General features: G+C 67.1%; 19 protein-coding genes. 7 read left to right on the top strand and 12 right to left on the bottom strand.

The window, feature by feature from the left end:
- The 5 genes from eno to AC5P9C_RS13680 form a co-directional block, all read right to left on the bottom strand.
- On the bottom strand, positions 1–1,293 hold the full coding sequence (eno, locus tag AC5P9C_RS13700; RefSeq protein ID WP_064238098.1) for a phosphopyruvate hydratase: 1,293 nt from the start codon (positions 1,291–1,293) through the stop codon (positions 1–3).
- Positions 1,294–1,473: 180 nt separating this feature from the next.
- On the bottom strand, positions 1,474–1,821 hold the full coding sequence (locus AC5P9C_RS13695) for a hypothetical protein (protein ID WP_053463430.1): 348 nt from the start codon (positions 1,819–1,821) through the stop codon (positions 1,474–1,476).
- The gene (gene kdsA, locus AC5P9C_RS13690; RefSeq protein WP_053463431.1) at positions 1,818–2,648 is read right to left on the bottom strand and encodes a 3-deoxy-8-phosphooctulonate synthase; all 831 of its coding nucleotides are present in this window, start codon (positions 2,646–2,648) and stop codon (positions 1,818–1,820) included. Before kdsA ends, AC5P9C_RS13695 begins: the two co-directional genes overlap by 4 nt.
- Positions 2,649–2,737: 89 nt before the next feature.
- Positions 2,738–4,402, bottom strand: coding sequence for a CTP synthase (pyrG, locus tag AC5P9C_RS13685; protein ID WP_053506902.1), 1,665 nt, complete (start codon positions 4,400–4,402; stop codon positions 2,738–2,740).
- A 397-nt stretch (positions 4,403–4,799) separates the two neighbouring features.
- Positions 4,800–5,033 carry a hypothetical protein gene (locus AC5P9C_RS13680; protein WP_005416022.1) on the bottom strand — a complete coding sequence of 78 codons (234 nt, stop codon included), beginning with the start codon at positions 5,031–5,033 and terminating at the stop codon, positions 4,800–4,802.
- A gap of 160 nt (positions 5,034–5,193) precedes the next feature.
- Between AC5P9C_RS13680 and parE the strand changes: the two genes are divergently transcribed.
- The 3 genes from parE to AC5P9C_RS13665 all read left to right on the top strand — a co-directional run bounded on the left by parE (position 5,194) and on the right by AC5P9C_RS13665 (position 9,462).
- Positions 5,194–7,083 (top strand): DNA topoisomerase IV subunit B, encoded by a 1,890-nt coding sequence (parE, locus tag AC5P9C_RS13675; protein WP_049464702.1) that lies wholly within the window; start codon positions 5,194–5,196, stop codon positions 7,081–7,083.
- 195 nt (positions 7,084–7,278) lie between these two features.
- Positions 7,279–7,857 (top strand): GNAT family N-acetyltransferase, encoded by a 579-nt coding sequence (locus AC5P9C_RS13670; protein ID WP_049464706.1) that lies wholly within the window; start codon positions 7,279–7,281, stop codon positions 7,855–7,857.
- Between the two features lie 108 nt (positions 7,858–7,965).
- Positions 7,966–9,462, top strand: coding sequence for a S10 family peptidase (locus AC5P9C_RS13665; RefSeq protein ID WP_343541530.1), 1,497 nt, complete (start codon positions 7,966–7,968; stop codon positions 9,460–9,462).
- A gap of 248 nt (positions 9,463–9,710) precedes the next feature.
- Here AC5P9C_RS13665 and AC5P9C_RS13660 read toward each other — a convergent pair whose 3' ends face one another.
- Entirely contained in the window at positions 9,711–10,832 is a 1,122-nt protein-coding gene (locus tag AC5P9C_RS13660) for an inorganic phosphate transporter (RefSeq protein ID WP_064238092.1), read from the bottom strand.
- Between the two features lie 13 nt (positions 10,833–10,845).
- Complete coding sequence (locus AC5P9C_RS13655; protein WP_004152833.1) at positions 10,846–11,472, bottom strand: DUF47 domain-containing protein; 627 nt, start codon at positions 11,470–11,472, stop codon at positions 10,846–10,848.
- A 292-nt stretch (positions 11,473–11,764) separates the two neighbouring features.
- Here AC5P9C_RS13655 and AC5P9C_RS13650 point away from each other — a divergent pair, with 292 nt between their 5' ends.
- Positions 11,765–13,069: a hemolysin family protein gene (locus AC5P9C_RS13650; RefSeq protein WP_032959200.1), complete on the top strand. Its 1,305-nt coding sequence runs from the start codon at positions 11,765–11,767 to the stop codon at positions 13,067–13,069.
- Positions 13,053–13,712, top strand: a complete 660-nt coding sequence (locus tag AC5P9C_RS13645; RefSeq protein ID WP_343541528.1) for an exopolysaccharide biosynthesis protein — start codon at positions 13,053–13,055, stop codon at positions 13,710–13,712. Before AC5P9C_RS13650 ends, AC5P9C_RS13645 begins: the two co-directional genes overlap by 17 nt.
- A 563-nt stretch (positions 13,713–14,275) precedes the next feature.
- Here AC5P9C_RS13645 and AC5P9C_RS13640 read toward each other — a convergent pair.
- The 4 genes from AC5P9C_RS13640 to AC5P9C_RS13625 form a co-directional block, all read right to left on the bottom strand.
- A complete protein-coding gene (locus AC5P9C_RS13640) occupies positions 14,276–14,773 on the bottom strand; it encodes a pyridoxamine 5'-phosphate oxidase family protein (protein WP_014646688.1) in 498 nt (165 codons plus the stop codon).
- A 67-nt stretch (positions 14,774–14,840) separates the two neighbouring features.
- Entirely contained in the window at positions 14,841–15,836 is a 996-nt protein-coding gene (locus tag AC5P9C_RS13635; RefSeq protein WP_150827263.1) for an LLM class flavin-dependent oxidoreductase, read from the bottom strand.
- 221 nt (positions 15,837–16,057) lie between these two features.
- Entirely contained in the window at positions 16,058–16,825 is a 768-nt protein-coding gene (locus AC5P9C_RS13630; RefSeq protein WP_103283296.1) for a sulfurtransferase, read from the bottom strand.
- Positions 16,826–17,182: 357 nt separating this feature from the next.
- Complete coding sequence (locus AC5P9C_RS13625; RefSeq protein ID WP_049468563.1) at positions 17,183–17,548, bottom strand: DUF6164 family protein; 366 nt, start codon at positions 17,546–17,548, stop codon at positions 17,183–17,185.
- 69 nt (positions 17,549–17,617) lie between these two features.
- Between AC5P9C_RS13625 and AC5P9C_RS13620 the strand changes: the two genes are divergently transcribed.
- Positions 17,618–18,052: an FKBP-type peptidyl-prolyl cis-trans isomerase gene (locus AC5P9C_RS13620; RefSeq protein ID WP_049468561.1), complete on the top strand. Its 435-nt coding sequence runs from the start codon at positions 17,618–17,620 to the stop codon at positions 18,050–18,052.
- Positions 18,039–19,286, top strand: coding sequence for a TIGR03862 family flavoprotein (locus AC5P9C_RS13615; RefSeq protein ID WP_312558552.1), 1,248 nt, complete (start codon positions 18,039–18,041; stop codon positions 19,284–19,286). Before AC5P9C_RS13620 ends, AC5P9C_RS13615 begins: the two co-directional genes overlap by 14 nt.
- 37 nt (positions 19,287–19,323) lie before the next feature.
- On the opposite strand, the gene AC5P9C_RS13610 is transcribed toward AC5P9C_RS13615, so the two are convergent.
- Positions 19,324–19,785 carry a GNAT family N-acetyltransferase gene (locus tag AC5P9C_RS13610; protein ID WP_312581908.1) on the bottom strand — a complete coding sequence of 154 codons (462 nt, stop codon included), beginning with the start codon at positions 19,783–19,785 and terminating at the stop codon, positions 19,324–19,326.
- Positions 19,786–19,815 lie beyond the last annotated feature (30 nt).

Here is a 19,815-nt window from a genome sequence, read left to right as displayed (position 1 = left end):
TCAGCGCTTCAGCGAAACGAACGCGTCACGACCGGCGTAACGCGCGCCGGCGCCGAGGGCTTCCTCGATGCGCAGCAGCTGGTTGTACTTGGCCACGCGATCACTGCGGCACAGCGAACCGGTCTTGATCTGGGTGGCGGTGGTGGCCACGGCGATGTCGGCGATGGTGGTGTCTTCGGTTTCGCCCGAGCGGTGCGAGACCACGGCGGCATAGCCGGCGCGGTCGGCCATGGCGATCGCTTCCAGGGTTTCGCTGAGCGTGCCGATCTGGTTGACCTTGATCAGGATCGCGTTGGCGGTGCCCGAATCGATGCCTTCCTGGAAGATCTTCGGGTTGGTCACGAACAGGTCGTCACCGACCAGCTGCACCTTCTTGCCGATGCGCTCGGTCAGCAGCTTCCAGCCGGCCCAGTCATTCTCGGCCAGGCCATCTTCGATCGTGATGATCGGGTACTGCGCGGCCCAGTCGGCGAGGAAGTCGACGAACTGCTCGGAGGTCAGGCGCTTGTTCTCGCCGACCAGGTTGTACTTGCCGTTCTCGAAGAACTCGCTGGAGGCCACGTCGAGGCCCAGCAGCACGTCTTCACCGGCGGTGTAGCCGGCCTTGCCGATCGCTTCGAGGATGGTGTCGAGTGCTTCGACGTTGCTGCGGAAGTCCGGCGCGAAACCGCCCTCGTCGCCCACCGCCGTGCTCAGGCCGTGGCCCTTCAGCACCGACTTCAGCGAATGGAAGATTTCGGTACCGGCACGCAGCGCTTCGGAGAACGAGGTGAAGCCGACCGGCAGCACCATGAACTCCTGGAAGTCGACGTTGTTGTCGGCATGCGCGCCGCCGTTGATGATGTTCATCATCGGCACCGGCAGCGACGGGGTCACCCCGGTCTTGGCCGCCAGGTACTGCCACAGCGCCTGCTTGTTCGACGCGGCAGCGGCGTGCGCGGCGGCCATCGAAACACCCAGCAGTGCGTTGGCGCCCAGCCGACCCTTGTTCTCGGTGCCGTCCAGATCGATCAGGCGACGGTCGAGGCCGGCCTGGTCGGTGGCTTCGAAGCCCTTCAGCGCGGCGGCAATCGTGGTGTTGACGTTGTCGACGGCCTTGCGCACGCCCTTGCCCAGGTAACGGGTCTTGTCGCCGTCACGCAGCTCGACCGCTTCCTTGGTGCCGGTCGAGGCGCCGGAGGGAACCGCGGCGCGACCGAACGAACCGTCCTCCAGGATGACTTCGGCTTCCAGCGTGGGGTTGCCACGGCTGTCGAGGATTTCACGGGCGTGGATGCTGCGGATCGTACTCATGGTCGGGCCGGTTACCTGTCTGGAGAGGGGGCGACAAAACGAATGCCGCGTGATTATCCCCGGCTGCCCGCCACTTGCCAAATGGCGCGGGCGCCGTCAGCCAGACTGGCCCAGCAACGCGCCGCCAGCGCCAGCGCGATCAGACCCCGGGCCGATCACGCCTTGCCAGGGTCGCATTCATCAGAGCAGCCCGTAGAACAGGGCGCCGAGCCACAGCGAGAGCAGGATGATCGCCAGGCCGGCCGCCACCTTGCCACGGTTCAGGCGCCACGCCAGTCCGGCGGCAGCGATGCAGCCCACGGCCGCCACCAACTCCCCGATCAGCAGCGCGATGAAGCAGGCGCGCAGGTTGAAGCCGCTGCCACCATCGCCCGGCGGGCGCACGGACGCGGCGCCGATCAGCACCAGCCCGAACATGCCCGCGGTGAACAGCACGGCCAGGCCCAGCGCGATCAGGCCCCACGGCCACTGCCTCCAGTGCCGGCGCTGACGCTGGCTTTCCAGCGCCAGCCACGGGTCACGGCTCACGCAAAGCGCGAGAAGCCGTGCTTCTTGGTGACCGCGTCGAGCTCCATCAGGGTCTCGAGCAGTGCTTCCATCTGGTCCAGCGGCCACGCATTGGGGCCATCGGACAGGGCCTTGGACGGATCCGGATGGGTCTCGGCGAACAGGCCGGAGATGCCCACTGCCACTGCAGCGCGCGCCAGCACCGGCACGTGCTCGCGCTGGCCACCGGAACTGGTGCCCTGCCCGCCCGGCAGCTGCACCGAATGGGTGGCATCGAACACCACCGGGCAACCGGTATCGCGCATCACCGCCAGCGAGCGCATGTCGCTGACCAGGTTGTTGTAGCCGAAGCTGGCACCGCGCTCGCAGACCATGATCTGCTCGTTGCCGGTGGCCTTGGCCTTCTCCACGACCGGCTTCATGTCCCACGGCGCCAGGAACTGGCCCTTCTTGATGTTGACCGGCTTGCCGGCCGAGCACACCTTGCGGATGAAGTCGGTCTGGCGAACCAGGAACGCCGGGGTCTGCAGCACATCCACCACCGAGGCCACTTCGTCCATCGGGGTGTATTCGTGGACGTCGGTCAGCACCGGCACGCCGATCTGCTTCCTGACCTCGCCCAGGACCTTCAGGCCCTCTTCCATGCCCGGGCCGCGGAACGCGGTGCCCGAGGTGCGGTTGGCCTTGTCGAAGCTGGACTTGAAGATGAAGTTGACGCCGAGCTTGTCGGTGATTTCCTTCAGCTTGCCGGCGGTATCGAGCTGCAGCTGCATCGACTCGATCACGCAGGGTCCGGCGATCAGGAACAGGGGCTGGTCCAGCCCGACCTCGAATCCACACAGTTTCATGGCGTTTCCTTGTTGTCCGCGGCACCGGCCGGGCCGGTGCGCTGGGGGTTTAAGCATGCAGGATGGGGGCCGAAGCCCCCATTCACAAGTCAGGCGCGCGCTTCGGAAAGCAGCTTGCCGCCCGCCTTGCGCTCGCGCGCGGCACGGATGAAACCGATGAACAGCGGATGGCCGTCACGCGGCGTGGACAGGAATTCCGGGTGCGCCTGGCAGGCCAGGAACCACGGATGGGTATCGCGCGGCAATTCGACCACTTCCACCAGCGTGTCATCCATCGACTTGCCAGCGATCACCAGCCCCGCATCTTCCAGCTGGGTGCGGTAGCGGTTGTTGAACTCGTAGCGGTGGCGATGGCGCTCGGCGACCACGTCCTTGCCGTACAGCTCGCGGGCCAGCGTGCCCGGCTTCAGGCGCTGCTCCTGCAGGCCGAGGCGCATGGTGCCGCCAAGATCGCTCTTGTCGTCACGCTTCTCGACATCGCCGCTGGCGGTGCGCCATTCGGTGATCAGGCCGATCACCGGGTTCGGCGACTGGCGGTCGTTCTCGGTACTGTTGGCGCCTTCCAGGCCGACCACGTTGCGCGCGTAATCGACGACGGCCGCCTGCATGCCGTAGCAGATGCCGAAGTACGGCACGTGCTGCTCGCGGGCGAACTTCGAGGTCAGCACCTTGCCTTCGAAACCACGGTCACCGAAGCCGCCCGGCACCAGGATGCCGTCGACATCGGCCAGTGCGGCCATGTCGGTGCCTTCCAGATCCTGTGCTTCCAGCCACTTCAGGTTGACCTTGGTGCGCTGGCGCAGGCCGCCGTGCTTCAGTGCTTCGCCGACCGACTTGTAGGCATCCTGGTGATCCACGTACTTGCCGACCACGGCGATGGTGACTTCATCCAGCGGATGCAGGGTCGCATCGACTGCGTCCTCCCACATCGACAGATCGACCGGACCGGCCTTGTCAGCCAGCTTCAGCTGGTTGACCACGATCTCGTCCAGGCCCTGCGCGTGCAGGCCCGACGGAATGCGATACAGCACGTCGACGTCCGGCACGCTGATCACCGCGCGCTCGGAGACGTTGGTGAACTGGGCGATCTTGCGGCGCTCCGAATCCGGCACGGTCTGTTCGGAGCGGCACAGCAGCACGTCCGGCTGGATGCCGATCGAGCGCAGTTCCTTCACCGAATGCTGGGTCGGCTTGGTCTTCAGCTCACCCGCGGCGCCGATGTACGGCACCAGGGTGAGGTGCATGAACAGCGCCTTCTCCGGGCCGCGCTCGGTGCGCACCTGGCGGATCGCTTCCAGGAACGGCAGCGACTCGATGTCGCCGACGGTACCGCCGATCTCGACCAGCGCGACGTCGTAGCCCTCGGTGGCCTCATCGATGCAGCGGCGGATCTCGTCGGTGATGTGCGGAATGACCTGCACGGTCGCGCCGAGGTAATCACCACGACGCTCCTTGCGGATCACGTTCTCGTAGATGCGACCGGTGGTGACCGAGTTCTTGCGGCTCAGGCGGGTACGCACGAAGCGCTCATAGTGGCCCAGGTCGAGGTCGGTCTCGGCACCGTCGTCGGTGACATAGACCTCGCCGTGCTGGAACGGACTCATCGTGCCCGGGTCCACGTTGATGTACGGGTCGAGCTTCATCATCGTGACCTTCAGGCCACGGGCTTCGAGAATGGCGGCCAGCGACGCGGCGGCAATGCCTTTGCCGAGCGAGGACACCACGCCGCCGGTTACGAAAATCAAGGGAGTCATGGCTGCAAGCATCCTGTCTGGAAATGGAAAACGGCAGCGCCACGCGCCGCCGGAGGGCGGGCATGGTGCTCAGAGGGGGTTTTCCGGTTCGCTGGAACAGCGAGGGAGGTGCGGATCCGCGCGGCAGGCGCCGGACCGGGACCACCGTGCGAGGTCGGGGCGGCCGTGCCGGCCACATCGACCGTCACCTGCGACCCGCATTGCTGGCGGCCACGCTTGGCCGTGCCAGCCCATTCGCAAAGGGTGGACACGCACTTACTCCCGGAAAGCCATAGTTTACAGATTGATGGCCGCCAACCCAAGGGGCAGACGCCACGTTCCTCAAAAGAAACGCCCCGCTGGGCGGGGCGTTCCGGAGCGCAGCCCTTGTCGCAAGGGCGTCTGGCAGGCTGCGGGATCAGCGCTTCTTGCGCGCTTCCTCTTCCTCTTCCTGCTGCGGGGCCGGCTGGCCCTGCGCCTTCATTTCGGCATTGGCCTGGGCACGGCGCTTGGCCTTGGCGTCGGCCTCGGCCTGCGCCTTGTCGGCCTGGTCACCCTGCTGCGGGGCCGGCTGGCCGGCGTTCTGCGCCACCACCAGCGGCACTGCAACGGCGGCAGCGGCCAGGATCGCAATGGTCAGCAACTTCTTCATGGAGTCCTCCTCGCGGTATGGCTGGGATGTGCGGGCGCCGGCGTTCAGAATCCAGCGGCTGTCATTTTACCCCCTCCCCGCCATCGAGGCTGAACCGCAGGCGTGCAAAATCGCCGTCCAGACCGCACACTTGCGCGTCGCTCCGCGCTTTAGAACATAGATGAACGCCCGCTATAACGCCGCCGATATTGAAGTCCTGTCCGGCCTTGACCCGGTCAAGCGCCGTCCCGGCATGTACACCGACACCGCGCGCCCGAACCACCTGGCGCAGGAAGTGATCGACAACTCGGTGGACGAGGCCCTCGCCGGCCACGCCCGCTCGATCGAGATCACCCTGTACAAGGACGGCAGCGTGGAGGTCAGCGATGACGGCCGCGGCATGCCGGTGGACATCCATCCGGAAGAGAAGATCCCCGGCGTCGAGCTGATCCTCACCCGCCTGCATGCCGGCGGCAAGTTCAGCAACAACAACTACACCTTCTCCGGCGGCCTGCACGGCGTCGGCGTCAGCGTGGTCAACGCGCTGTCGACCCTGGTGGAGGTGCACATCAAGCGCGAAGGCGCCGAGCATCGCATCACCTTCCGCAACGGCGACCGCGCCACGCCGCTGGAAGTGGTCGGCAGCGTCGGCAAGAAGAACACCGGTACCCGCGTGCGCTTCTGGCCGGACCCGAAGTACTTCGATACGCCGAAGTTCGCGGTGCGCGCGCTGAAGCACCTGCTGCGCGCCAAGGCCGTGCTGTGCCCGGGCCTGACCGTGAAGCTGACCGACGAAGCCACCGGTGAAGTCGATACCTGGTACTACGAGGACGGCCTGCGCGATTACCTGAAGCTGGAACTGGGCGAGCGCGAATCGCTGCCGGCCGACCTGTTTGTCGGCAACCTCAAGAAGGACACCGAGGTGGTGGACTGGGCCGTGGCGTGGCTGCCGGAAGGCGAGCTGGTGCAGGAAAGCTACGTCAACCTGATCCCCACCGCCCAGCACGGCACCCATGTCAACGGCCTGCGTACCGGCCTGACCGAGGCGCTGCGCGAGTTCTGCGACTTCCGCAACCTGCTGCCGCGCGGCGTCAAGCTGGCCCCGGAGGACGTGTGGGACCGCGTGTCGTTCGTGCTGTCGCTGAAGATGACCGACCCGCAGTTCAGCGGCCAGACCAAGGAACGCCTGTCCTCGCGCCAGGCGGCCGGCTTTGTCGAGGGCGCCGCCCACGACGCCTTCAGCCTGCTGCTGAACCAGAACGTGGAACTGGGCGAGAAGATCGCGCAGATCGCCATCGAGCGCGCCAGTGCACGCCTGAAGACCGAGAAGCTGGTCGTCCGCAAGAAGGTCACACAGGGCCCGGCCCTGCCCGGCAAGCTGGCTGACTGCATCAGCCAGGACCTGTCCCGCACCGAGCTGTTCCTGGTCGAGGGTGACTCGGCAGGTGGCAGTGCCAAGCAGGCGCGCGACAAGGACTTCCAGGCGATCCTGCCGCTGCGCGGCAAGATCCTCAATACCTGGGAAGTCTCGTCCAACAGCGTGCTGGCCTCGGAGGAAGTGCACAACCTGGCCGTGGCCATCGGCTGCGACCCGGGCAAGGACGACATCACCGGCCTGCGCTACGGCAAGGTGGTGATCCTGGCCGACGCGGACTCCGACGGCCTGCACATCGCAACCCTGCTGACCGCGCTGTTCCTGAAGCACTTCCCGGCGCTGGTCGATGCCGGCCACGTCTTCGTGGCGATGCCGCCGCTGTTCCGCATCGATGTGGGCAAGCAGGTGTTCTACGCCCTGGACGAGGAAGAAAAGCGTTCGATGCTGGACAAGATCGAGCGCGAGAAGATCAAGGGCGCGGTCAACGTCACCCGCTTCAAGGGCCTGGGCGAGATGAACCCGAACCAGCTGCGCGAGTCGACCATCCACCCGGATACGCGCCGCCTGGTGCAGCTGACCGTGGACGATGGCGAACAGACCCGCTCGCTGATGGACATGCTGCTGGCCAAGAAGCGCGCCTCCGACCGCAAGGGCTGGCTGGAGTCGAAGGGCGACCTCGCCTCCCTGGAAGTCTGATACCGGCGTGGGGTCGGATCCGTTTCCTGACAGGAGACGGCTCTGACCCGGTTGCCCGGTAGTGCCGGCCGCTGGCCGGCAACCTCGACGGCCGGCCAGCGGCCGGCACTACCGGTTCATGCGCCCTTGGCATTACGCCCCCATCGGCAAACCCGGCAGCGCCATAATGCGCGTCCACCCGTGTGGACCATCGTATTGGCCAGCCACTCGCTGCTGTTCCCCGGCCTGCCGCTGCACAGTGCACGGCTGGTCCTGAGCCCGATCCGCCGTGACGACGCCGCCGCGCTGTTCACGCTGCAGTCCAACCCCGATGTGATGCGCTGGTGGAACCATCCTGCCTGGACACGCCAGGCCGAAGCACGCGCGCAGATCGACGATGATCTGGCCGCCCAAGCCATCGGCAGCCAGCTGAAGCTGGCGGTGCGTGAATCGCTGGAGGGCCCGCTGCTGGGCATCTGCGTGGTGTTCGCGGTGGACCGCGATGCAGCGCGCGCCGAGATCGGCTACCTGCTGTCGCCTGATCGGCAGGGACAGGGCTACATGCACGAGGCCCTGCAACAGGTACTGGCCTACCTGTTCCGCACCCTGCATCTGCATCGGGTGGAAGCCGAGATCGATCCGCGCAATGCGCCATCCGCGCACGTGCTCGAACGCCTCGGCTTCCATCGCGAAGGCGTGCTGCGCCAGCGCTGGCGGATCCAGGGGGAACTGGCCGACTCGGCCGTCTATGGCCTGCTGGCCGATGACGAAGCGGCCGCCACCCTGCCGGCTTGACCCAATCTGGCCAGTCGTGGCCGCAACGCCACGCCATGCCTTTGGACACATACGGCATGGGCTGCCACCGGCCTAGCATCGGAATCCCCTTCCGCTGGATCCGGTGCCATGAAGTCCCTGCTGCACACTGCCGCGCTCTGCGTCGGCCTGCTCGTCGCCCCTGCCAGCGTGCTGGCGGCGCCCGACGCCGACCCCAAGCCCGACCCGAAAGACGACAAGACCGAAGCGCCTGCGCTGCCCGCCGATGCCTCGGCCCGCCAGAGCATGCGCCTGGCAGGCCGCACGCTCGACTACACCGCCACTGTCGGCACCCTGCCGGTGCGCGATGCCAAGGGCAAGGTGATCGCCGATGTGGTGTTCACCGCCTATACGATGCCGGGCAAGGACCGGCCGGTGACCTTCGCGCTCAACGGCGGTCCCGGCGCGTCGTCGGTGTACCTCAACATGGGCGCGATCGGACCCAAGGTGGTGACCTTCGGCTCCAAGGGTGACAGCGCGTCGGCGCCGGCGACCCTGCACGACAACCCGGGTACCTGGCTGGACTTCACCGATCTGGTGTTCATCGATCCGGTCGGCACCGGCTTCAGCCGCGCGCGCATTGGCGACGAGGAAGCGAAAAAGCAGCTGTACAACCCTGCTGCCGACATCGAATACCTGTCGCGCTCGATCTACGACTGGCTGCTGCGCAACCAGCGCATGGCATCGCGCAAGTACCTGACCGGCGAGAGCTACGGTGGCTACCGTGGCCCGCGCATCACCCACTTCCTGCAGACCCGGCTGGGCGTGGCGATGAACGGCCTGGTGCTGGTTTCACCCTACCTGAGCCCGACCCTGGAAGACAACGCCGACGTCTCGCCGATGGCGTGGATGCAGACGCTGCCGTCGATCGCTGCCGCGCACCTGGAGCGCCAGGGCAGGTTGACCGATGCGGCGATGCGTGAGGTGGTGGAGTACACCCGTGGCGACTACGCCACCGCATTGATGAAGGGCCGCAGCGATCCGCAGGCGACCGAGGCGATGCTGCGCCGGGTGACCGAGCTGACCGGACTGGACCCGCAGTTCGTGCGCCGTGCCGGTGGCCGCCTGGAAACCCAGGCCTACCTGCGCGAAGTGTTCCGCGACAAGGGCACGCTGGGCAGCCGCTACGACTCCAACGTGACCGCGTTCGACCCATTCCCGAATGATCCGGAACAGCGCGCCAACGATCCGCTGCTGGACAGCATCATCGCGCCGACCACCACGGCGATGGTCGACTTCGTGACACGCGTGGTCGGCTGGAAAGTAGATGCGCGCTACCAGGCGCTGAACTACGACGTGAACCGGTTGTGGGACCGCAATGGCGAGCTGCGCCAGGGCGCGGTGACCCAGCTGCGCCAAGCAGTGGCGATCGACCCGCACCTGCAGGTGCTGATCGTGCATGGCTGGAACGACCTGTCGTGCCCGTTCATGGGATCGATCCTGACCGTGGACCAGATGCCGACGATGGGCAGCAATCCGGACCGGGTGCAGGTACGCAGCTATCCGGGCGGGCACATGTTCTACAGCCGGGCCGACAGCCAGGCGGCGTTCCGCAAGGATGTGCAGGCCCTGTTCCAACGGAATTGAGGGGTTCGGCCGGGCCTGCGGCCCGGCACCCGCTGACTGCAACGGCAAGATCAACGGCAAAAGCGGGCTTCCTGAGGGCTGGCGAGGTTCCTGCTGCTGTTGGTGGGTGTCGACCTTGGTCGACACACTGGATACCGAAGAATGATCTGCCATGAAAAAAGCCCGCCGGAATCCGGCGGGCTTTTTCGATTGTCGGGGTCAGATCCCTTTCCTCAGGGGGAAGGGCTCTGACCCCAGGGCTGCGGGCATCAGGTCCAGCCGAACAGCTCGAACAGCTTCAGGATCAGGTATGCGCAGCCGCCGGCCGCCGGGATGGTCAGGATCCAGGCCCAGACGATGCGCTCGATCACGCCGAACTTGAGCGAACGCGGGTTCTTGGCGAAACCGACGCCCATGATCGCGGTGGAGATGCTGTGCGTGGTCGAGACCGGCATGCCGAAGTGGGCCGCCAGGGTCAGGATGGTGGCCGAGCTGGTCTCCGCGGCGAAACCGTGGATCGGGTGCAGCTTGACCATCTTGTGGCCCAGGGTCTTGATGATTTTCCAGCCGCCCGAAGCGGTACCGGCCGCCATCACCACCGCACAGGTCAGCACGATCCACATCGCGATGCCGTCACCGGCATGCGCATCCGGGTGCATGAAGGCCAGCCAGGACGGCAGGTCATCCAGTGCGCCGGTGGCTTCGGCACCGATCAGGGTCATGGCGATGATGCCCATCGTCTTCTGGGCGTCATTGTGGCCGTGGGCAAAGCCCATGTAGGCCGCCGACGCGATCTGCGCCTTGCCGAAGAACGCGTTGACGATGCGCGGACGGGCCAGGCGGCCGATGGCACCACCGATCTTGGCCAGGCCGGCGATCAGCGCCCACAGCAGCACCATCACCACGATGCCGAGCAGGAAACCGGCGATCGGCGAGGTGATCATCGGCACGAACACCTTCCACAGCAGGCCCTTGTTCTGCGCCCAGCTGCCCAGGCGCTCGGACCAGATCAGCGCGTCCCAGTTGTTGTGGGCGGCGGCCAGGCCGGCGCCGCAGAGGCCACCGATCAGCGCGTGCGAGGACGAGGACGGCAGGCCCTTCCACCAGGTGATCAGGTTCCAGATGATGCCGCCCAGCAGGGCGCACAGGATCACCTGCGGGGTGACCTCGACCACGTTGGTGTTGAGCAGGCCCGAGGCGATGGTCAGCGCCACCGCGGTGCCGGTCAGCGCACCGATGAGGTTCATGAAGGCGGCCAGCATCACCGCCCAGCCGGGCGAGAGCACCTTGGTCGCCACCACCGTGGCAATGGAGTTGGCAGTGTCGTGGAAGCCGTTGATGAACTCGAAGACGAGCGCGGCCAGGATCACCACCAGGACAAGGGTCAACATGCGGCGGCGTCCGTCAGCTGTTCTTCAACACGATCTGGTACGCCACCACGCCGGCCTCGCGGCAACGGTCGATGGCCTTTTCCAGGATCTCGAAGAATTCCTTCAGCAGGAACATCTGCAGGTTGTCCAGGCGGCCCGAATAGATGTCGCGGTACAGCTCGAGCATCAGGCGGTCGGCCTCGTTCTCCAGCGAGCGCAGCTTCTCGTTGAGCGCGGTCATCCGGTCCAGGTTCATGTGGCGCAGGTCGGCCACCATCTCCACCACCACGCCGGCGGCCTGTTCCAGCATCGCCGCGCGCGGCGCGAAGTCGATGTGCTCCAGGTGGGTCGTGGCCAGCGAATAGCGATCGGCGAACTTTTCGATCTGCTTCGGAATCTTGTACAGCGCCGAGCCCAGCGCTTCGATGTCTTCGCGCTCGATCGGGGTCATGAAGCTGTCCACCAGCGCCTGGCTGATCTTGTCCGAGGCGGCGCGTTCGCGCAGGCGGGCCAGCTTGAAGGCGTCCAGCGCGGGCTGGCGATCGGCCTCGCGCAGCATGGAATGCAGTGCCTTGGCGGCGTCGGACGCCGCGACGGCAGCCTCATCGAGCAGGGTGTAGAACTGTTTGCCGGAACCGAAAATGGTCTGCAGAGAGAACATTGAGAAACCTGTCAGCCGTCGCGGGAAGGACGGCACCAGACGGAATTATGACGGCTAGATGACCATCACGGGTATCCCCGCCGCCTTTCGGGGCGCTGGAACCCCCAACCTGAACAGGCGGTTGCCACCCTGCCACGCCCCTTTGCTAAGATGCCAGCGCGCCTTCGGGCGCACCTTATGGACGACGACCCTTATCCCCCTGCGCCGCGCCGGACCCCGTTCCTGAGCGCCTGCCGCCATCGCAAGCACCCGCCCTCCCTGCCACCAACCGGGGACGACGCCCGTGTTTGAAATGATCCTGATTGTCTTCGCGCTTGTTCTGCTGAACGGCTTCTTCGCCATGTCCGAGATGTCGGTCATGACCTCGCGCAAGAGCCGCCTGAAGCAGATGGCTGCCACCTCCAAGCGCGCGGCCAAGGCGCTGGAGCTGTCGGAGAAGCCGGAGAGCTTCCTGTCCACCGTGCAGATCGGCATCACCGTGATCGGCGTGCTGACCGGCTACCTCGGCGGTGAGGCGCTGGGCGAGGCCTTCGCCGGCTGGATCCAGGGGCTGATGCCGGGGTTTGCGTACGCGGGCAACATCGGTACCGCGCTGGCCGTCAGCCTGATCACCTTCATCACGCTGATCTTCGGCGAACTGGTGCCCAAGCGCCTGGCGCTGACCCGCTCGGAAGCCATCGCCGGCCTGGTCGCAATGCCGATGAGCTGGCTGGCCAAGCTGGCCCTGCCCTTCGTCTGGCTGCTGTCCAAGACCACCCAGCTGGTGCTGCGCCTGTTCGGCCTGGGCAAGGATGAAGTCGCCTCGGTGACTGAAGAAGAGATCCGCATGCTCGTGGCCGAGAGCCATGAAGCCGGCGTGATCGACGCCCACGAGCGCGACATGATGAACCGTGTCATGCGCCTGGGTGACCGCACCGCCGACAGCCTGATGACCCCGCGCAACCGCATTGCCTGGCTGGACACTCAGGCCGGGCTGGAGCGCAACCTGGAAATCATGGCCGAGCACGAGTTCTCGCGGTACCCGGTGTACCGCGACAACGACATGGACGTGGTCGGCGTGCTTGAACTGAAGTCGCTGGCCACGCGCATGGCGCGCGGCGACAACGCGCTGTTCCAGACCCTGCGCGAACCGCTGTACGTCTCCGAATCGACCCACGCGATGAAGCTGCTGGAGATCTTCCGCGAGGAACAGCAGTCGATGGCGCTGGTGGTGGACGAGTACGGCGAGATCCAGGGCCTGGTGACCATCAGCGACCTGATGGGCGCCGTCGTCGGCCGCCTGCAGGCGGTGGAGAATGCCGATGAAGACGCGCTGGTGGTGACCCGCGAGGACGGTTCGCTGCTGGTGGATGGCTCGCTGCCGATCGAAGACCTGCGCGAGCTGATCGGCAGCAACGAGCTGCCCGATGCCGAGGACGGCGATTACTACACCCTGGCCGGCATGTGCATCCACTACTTCGGCCGCATCCCGCACGCAGGCGAGTACTTCGACTGGGCCGGCTGGCGCTTCGAAGTGGTCGACCTGGACGGTGCGCGGGTGGACAAGCTGCTGCTGCGCACGCTGTCCGACGAGCAGGCCGATGAGCTCACCGCCTGAGGCCGGCCAGGGTCCAGGCGGCGAGCGCCCGGCCTACCGCAACGAGGGCATCCGCACCCTGCTGGAGATGTTTACCTCCGGCGACCCGGCCGAGCACATGCCGCTGGGCCAGATTCTCGGCAACCTGCAGCAGAGCGCGTTCGGCGTGTTCCTGTTCGTGGCGATCCTGCCGTCCTTCATCCCGATCCCGGGCATGGGCGGCGCGGTCAGCGGCCCGCTGGTGATCCTGATCGGCCTGCAGATGCTGTTCTGCCTGCGACGGCCCTGGCTGCCCGGTTTCATCGCCCGCCGCGGGCCCAAGCGCGGCACCATGCACCGTTTCCTGGACCGCATCGACCGGCCGCTGCGGCGCCTGGACAGGATGCTGAGGCCACGCCTGCCGCAGCTGCTGACGCCCCTCCCCGCCCACGCCTTCAGCGGCCTGCTGCTGGTGCTGCTGGGCCTGCTGCTGTCGTTGCCGATTCCCTTCACCAACTTCCTGTTCGGCTTCCAGCTGCTGCTGTTTTCGCTGGCGCTGCTGGAACGCGATGGCGCGCTGATGCTGTTCAACTGGATCGCCGCGTTGGCGGCGATCGCCTTCTTCGGTTTCAGTTCGGGGCAGCTGGTGGGTTACACGGTGGACCTGTTCCAGCGCTGGTTCTGAGCCGGAACCCGGTAGAACCGGCCGCTGGCCGGCCGCCACGTTTCCAGGTCTGCCGGCCAGCGGCCGGCACTACCAGTACCCGGACATCTGTCATCACCAACTGATGCTGTTCAACTGGATCGCCGCGACGGTGGACCTGTTCCAGCGTTGGTTCTGAGCCGGAACCCGGTAGAGCCGGCCGCTGGCCGGCTGCCACGTTTCCAGGTCTGCCGGCCAGCGGCCGGCACTACCAATACCCGGACACCGGTCATCACCGACTGAGGCTGTTCAACTGGATCGCCGCGACGGTGGACCTGTTCCCGCGTTGGTTCTGAGCCGGAACCCGGTAGAGCTGGCCGCTGGCCGGCTGCCACGTTTCCAGGTCTGCCGGCCAGCGCCCGGCACTACCAATACCCGGACACCGATCATCACCGACTGAGGCTGTTCAACTGGATCGCCGCGACGGTGGACCTGTTCCAGCGTTGGTTCCGAGCCGGAACCCGGTAGAGCCGGCCGCTGGCCGGCTGCCACGTTTCCAGGTTTGCCGGCCAGCGGCCGGCACTACCAATACCGGACGTCGGTGATCACCGAAGATCGATGAAGCCGTTGTCGGCCAGTTGCGCCGGCTCGTCCTGCACCGCCGACAGCACGAAATTCAACGCCTTGCCCAGCAGCGTGCCCGGACCATCCCAATACTCGGCCGAATCGGCCCGCACGTGGATCAGGCGCAGGTTCGGGTCGTCCTTGCCGCCCGGGAAGAACAGCTTCATCGCTGGCGACCACAGTTCCTCGATCTTCGCGCGGTCGTCAACGATGCGCGCGCGCCCTGCCACCGAGACATAGGTGTTCTTCGAAGGCGAGGCATAGGCCACGTTGACGTGCGGATCAAGCGCGATCTCGGCAACCTTCGGGCTGTCGGCGGTGATGACGAACCACAGGTCACCGTCGAAGGTGACCTGCTGGGTGGCCAGCGGCCGGCTGTAGAGCCGCCCGTCGACGCCGGTGGTGGTGAACATCGCCACCTCCACGTCCTTGATCAGTTCGGCCAGCTGGGCGATGTGTTCGGCGCGGGTATCCGCCATGGGAGGCTCCAATGGGTAGAGCCCCCATCAGACCCGTCGCGGCTGCAACGGGCCGTGACGCCATTGTTCAGCCCGCGTGGCGGGCGTGCCAGGCCTGCATCGCCAGTTCGAACGAACGCAGGCGCGCGCGGTGGTCATACAGGTTGGCGGTGAGCATCAGCTCGTCCGGCGAGTGCCGCTCAACGAACGCGGCGATGCCATCGGCCACCTGCTGCGGATCGCCGAGCACGGTGCAGGCCAGGGCCCGCTCCACGCCGAGCTTTTCGTGCGGCTCCCAGAACGCTTCGATGTCGTCGATCGGCGCCGGAATCTTGCCCGGCCGGCCGCGGCGCAGGTTGACGAAACTCTGCTGCTGGCTGGTGAACAGGCGGCGCGATTCGGCCTCGCTGTCACTGGCGACGACATTCAGGGCCAGCATCGCGTGCGGCTGCTTCCACGTGGCCGAGGGGCGGAACTCGCGGCGGTACACCGCCAGCGCCTCGTCCATGGCGTCGGGCGCGAAGTGCGAAGCGAACGCATAGGGCAGGCCCATCGCGGCGGCCATGCGCGCGCCGAACAGGCTGGACCCCAGGATCCAGGTCGGCACCCGCAGGCCACCGCCCGGAACCGCCTGCACTGCCTGCCCGGGCTGTACCGGCTCGAAGTAGTGCAGCAGCTCGCGCACGTCCTGCGGGAACTGGTCGGCGCTGTCAAAGTAGCGGCGCAGTGCACGCGCAGTCGGCTGATCAGTGCCCGGCGCACGGCCGAGGCCGAGATCGATGCGGTCCGGATACAGCGACGCCAGCGTGCCGAACTGCTCGGCCACCTGCAGCGGCGCATGGTTGGGCAGCATGATGCCGCCGGCACCGACGCGGATGCGCCGCGTGCCGCCCGCGACGTGGCCGATCAGCACGGCCGTGGCCGCGCTGGCGATGCCCGGCATGTTGTGGTGTTCGGCCAGCCAATAGCGGCGGTAGCCCAGCGCATCGGCATGCTGGGCCAGTTCCAGCATGTTGGCGAAGGCGGCGGTGGTGTCACTGCCCTCGCAGACCGGGGCCAGGTCAAGGATCGACAACGGGATCATCAGCGGTTTTCCGTCACAGGATCCCCCCTGCATGGGGTCGGCCGGGCGCAGCGGCCAGTGCCGGTGGCAGGATGCTGATTCCCGCGGCGCGGGTTCGGCGCTGACCGGGCCGATCCGGGTGCCCTGATCCGCGACAAGCGCGATTGGTAGTGCCGGCCGCTGGCCGGCATTCAGGTAGAGGGCTTCGCGCTCGGCCAGCGGCCGGCTCTACCGGAGCGCGGTCAGAACGCGCTCGGGCGCGGCTCCGGCAACGGCTGGTCGACCATCGGCTTCAGTTCCGCATCCAGCGCAATGCGCTCGTCGAACACGAAGCAGCGGCCTTCGTAACCCTCGCCGCCCACCTCCTCGAAGTACCCCAGGATGCCGCCGTCGAGCTGCAGGACGTTGTCCATGCCGTCGTTGACCATCCACAGCGCCGCTTTCTCGCAGCGGATGCCACCGGTGCAGAAGCTGACCACCGTGCTGTCCTTCAACGCTTCGCGGTGCGGCGCCAGCGCCTCGGGCAGCTCGGTGAACTTGTGGATGGGCAGCACCAGCGCATCCTTGAACGTGCCGTACTCCACTTCCTGCAGGTTGCGGGTATCGAGCATCACCACCGGCTTGCCGGCGTCGTCGTGCCCCTGCCGCAGCCAGCGCTGCACGGTGGCCGGGGCGACCGCCGGTGCGCGCGGATAGTCCAGCGGCTGGCCGTCATCGCGACGGAAGCTGATGATCTCGTCCTTCACCTTGGCCTTCAGCCTTGCGAACGGCTGGTGCTCACTCAGGCTGGTCTTGACCCGCATATCGGCGAAACGCACATCGGCGCGCAGCACCGCGTAGAAGTCCTCGATCGCGTCCGGTGCACCGGCCAGGAACAGGTTCAGTCCCTCGCCCGCCACCAGGATCGTGCCCCGCAACTGCGCCGCCTCGGCACGCGCCAGCAACTGGTCGCACAGGGCCTGGGGAGCGTCGATGACGGAGAAATGGTAGGCAGCAGTATTGGCGATCATCCCGCCATTTTAGCGCCTCCCGCCCGCACAGACAGATTCAGGGGTCAGCGCCCTCTGCACGGCAGAGAGATCCGGCCCCGGCAGGCATCCGGAACCTGTCAGAGGCAGGGCGGTGTGGGCAGGCGGGACCGTTGGCGCCGTGGATGGCGACATCGAGCCCCCAAGGGTGAGGGCGCTTTGCTTGCGAAGCACTGCTTCGCAAGCGCCCGAACGCACAGTCGCCAGCGGCTGGGCCGGACCGCGGAGCGGGGTTTACGGCGTGTCCCGCCTGCCCACACCGCCCTGCCCGCCACGGATTGCCTGCTGTTGCTGTTGCCGTTGCATCGGCGGGTGCCGGGTGCAACCCGGCCGAACGCTCTACCCCCGCAACAGCACGAACGGCAGCAGCACCAGCGCCGCCGCAGCCACCATCCCCAGCAGTACCAGCACCACGTAGACCGGCCGCCGCCGGAACAGGCTGCCGAAGGTCTCCGCCGTGCCATCACGCAACGCCTGCTCGCGCTCGGCCCGCACGCGCACGCCGCGCGCCGCCTGGTACTCGGCCATCAGCGCCTTCGCGCGCGGATGATCGGCGTCCTCGCGCAGCCACAGGCCACCGTTGGAAATGCCCCAGGGGCTGGGTTCGGTGCGATACCAGGCGATGCCGTGCTGGTCGAGCAGCGTGCAGACATCGGCATATTCGTCGTCGCCGACATTGCGCAGATTGAGCAGGAGTTTTGCCATGCCGCCATGATACCCGGCGCCGATGCGCTACCCTTGCCGCCCTCGACCTGCGCCTACCGGAGACGCCCGATGCGCCGCCTGCTGCTTCCCCTGCTGCTGTCCCTCGCCGCCGCTGGCTGCTCGACCGAACCGTCCGGCCCGCCGCCGGGGGGCACCCTGACCACCTTCGAGCGCATCGATACCGTCGCCGGCACCGGCACCGAAGCCGTTCCCGGCAGCAAGGTCACCGTGCACTACACCGGCTGGATCTACGACAACCGCACCGAGACCAAGCACGGCAAGACCTTCGACAGCTCCTTCAAGCACGGCCAGCCGTTCACCTTCGCGCTCGGCGCCGGCCAGGTCATCCGCGGCTGGGATGAGGGCGTGGCCGGCATGAAGGTCGGCGGCAAGCGCACGCTGATGATCCCGCCGGACTATGGTTACGGCGACCGCGGGGTCGGCCCGATTCCGGCCGGTTCGTCGCTGGTGTTCGACGTCGAGCTGCTTGATGTCAAACCGTAATTCCGCCGATGCGCGTCGGGTTGCCGTGATCGGCGGTGGCCCGGCCGGCCTGTTCGCTGCCGAGCGCCTGCGCGCCGCCGGGCTGGACGTCGACCTGTACGAGGCGAAGGGGTCGCCTGGCCGCAAGTTCCTGATCGCCGGCAAGGGCGGGCTCAACCTCACCCACTCCGATCCGCGTCCGCTGTTCGACCGCCGTTACCGCGAACAGGCCGCTGCCGTGGGCCGCTGGCTGGACGGCTTCGACGCGCAGGCACTGCGCGACTGGGCGGCCGGCCTGGGCGTGGAGACCTATGTGGGCAGCTCGGGCCGCGTGTTCCCGGTCGACCGCAAGGCCGCGCCGCTGCTGCGCGGCTGGGTGCGCCGCCTGAAGGAACAGGGCGTGCGCCTGCATGCCAACCATCGCTGGATCGGCTGGAGTGACGACGGCGCGCTTCGCTTCGCCACTGAAGCGGGCGAAATCGAGGTTCACGCCGATGCCACCGTGCTGGCCATGGGGGGCGGCAGCTGGCCACAGCTGGGCAGTGATGGCGCCTGGGTCGCTGCCCTGCAGGCGCGTGGCGTGGATGTCGCGCCGCTGCAGTCGGCCAATTGCGGTTTCGATGTGGACTGGACGCCGTTCTTCGCCCAGCGCAACGCCGGCGCGCCGTTGAAGCCGGTGGTCGCGCACTGGATCGACCTGGACGGACAACCACAGTCGCTGCAGGGCGAATGCGTGGTCAGCGGATACGGCATCGAAGGCAGCCTGGTCTACGCACTGGCGGCGGATCTGCGCGAGACCGTCAACCGTGATGGCCACGCCATGCTGTGGTTGGACCTGGTGCCGGGCCGCGACGAGGCGCGCCTGCAGGCCGAACTGTCGCGCCCGCGCAAGGGCCGCAGCTTCGGTGAGCACCTGCGCCGCCAGGCCGGCCTGGACGCGGTGAAGGCCGCGCTGGTGTTCGAGTTGCTCGGCAAGGACGCGGGCAACGACCTAGCGTCGGTCGCTGCCACGCTCAAGCGCCTGCCGCTGCGGCTGCTGCGGCCGCGACCCATGGCCGAAGTGATCAGCACTGCCGGCGGCGTGCGCCTGGATGCGATGGATGACGGCCTGATGCTGCGGGCAGTGCCCGGCGTGTTCTGCGCGGGCGAGATGCTGGACTGGGAAGCGCCGACGGGTGGCTACCTGCTGACCGCGTGTTACGCCAGTGGCCTGCGCGCGGCCGAGGGCGTGATCGGGTGGCTGGCCGGACGGTGACGCCTGCGTTGTAGCGTCGAGCAAGCTCGACGCTACATCACCACGGCCGGCGCATGCTCACCGAGGCCAGCGCCACGCCGCTGGGATGCGGGTAAGTCTCTTCGCGCACGCTGACAAAGCCCTGACGTTGATAGAACGGTACCGCGTTGAGCGAGGCCGACAGCACCACCTCACGCCCGCGGTCTGCCATCGCCAGCAACCGCTGCATCAGGGCCTGGCCGATGCCCTGCCCACCGCGGTCCGGATCAACGAACAATGCATCGACTTCGTTGGCGTCGATATCGAACACGCCGAAGCCGAGCAGGCCGCGCTGCCCGTCCTCGGCCACCACGCAACCGCCCTGCCCCAGCAACCGCGCGTACTGCGAAGGTGGCGGCGATGCCGACCACGGTGCAATGACCTCGGGAGGGTAGTGACTGCTGCAGGTTTCACGTACACAACGCGTGCGCAGCGCCCACAGCGTGGCGACATCATCGATGGTGCCGGTCCTGAACTGCATCACGTCTCCTTGTAGCGTCGAGCCCTGCTC

Source organism: Stenotrophomonas sp. YJH_SMC_10, assembly GCF_059371555.1.
Note: the sequence above shows the minus strand (reverse complement) of the source record. Positions and strands in the feature narration are given on the sequence as shown.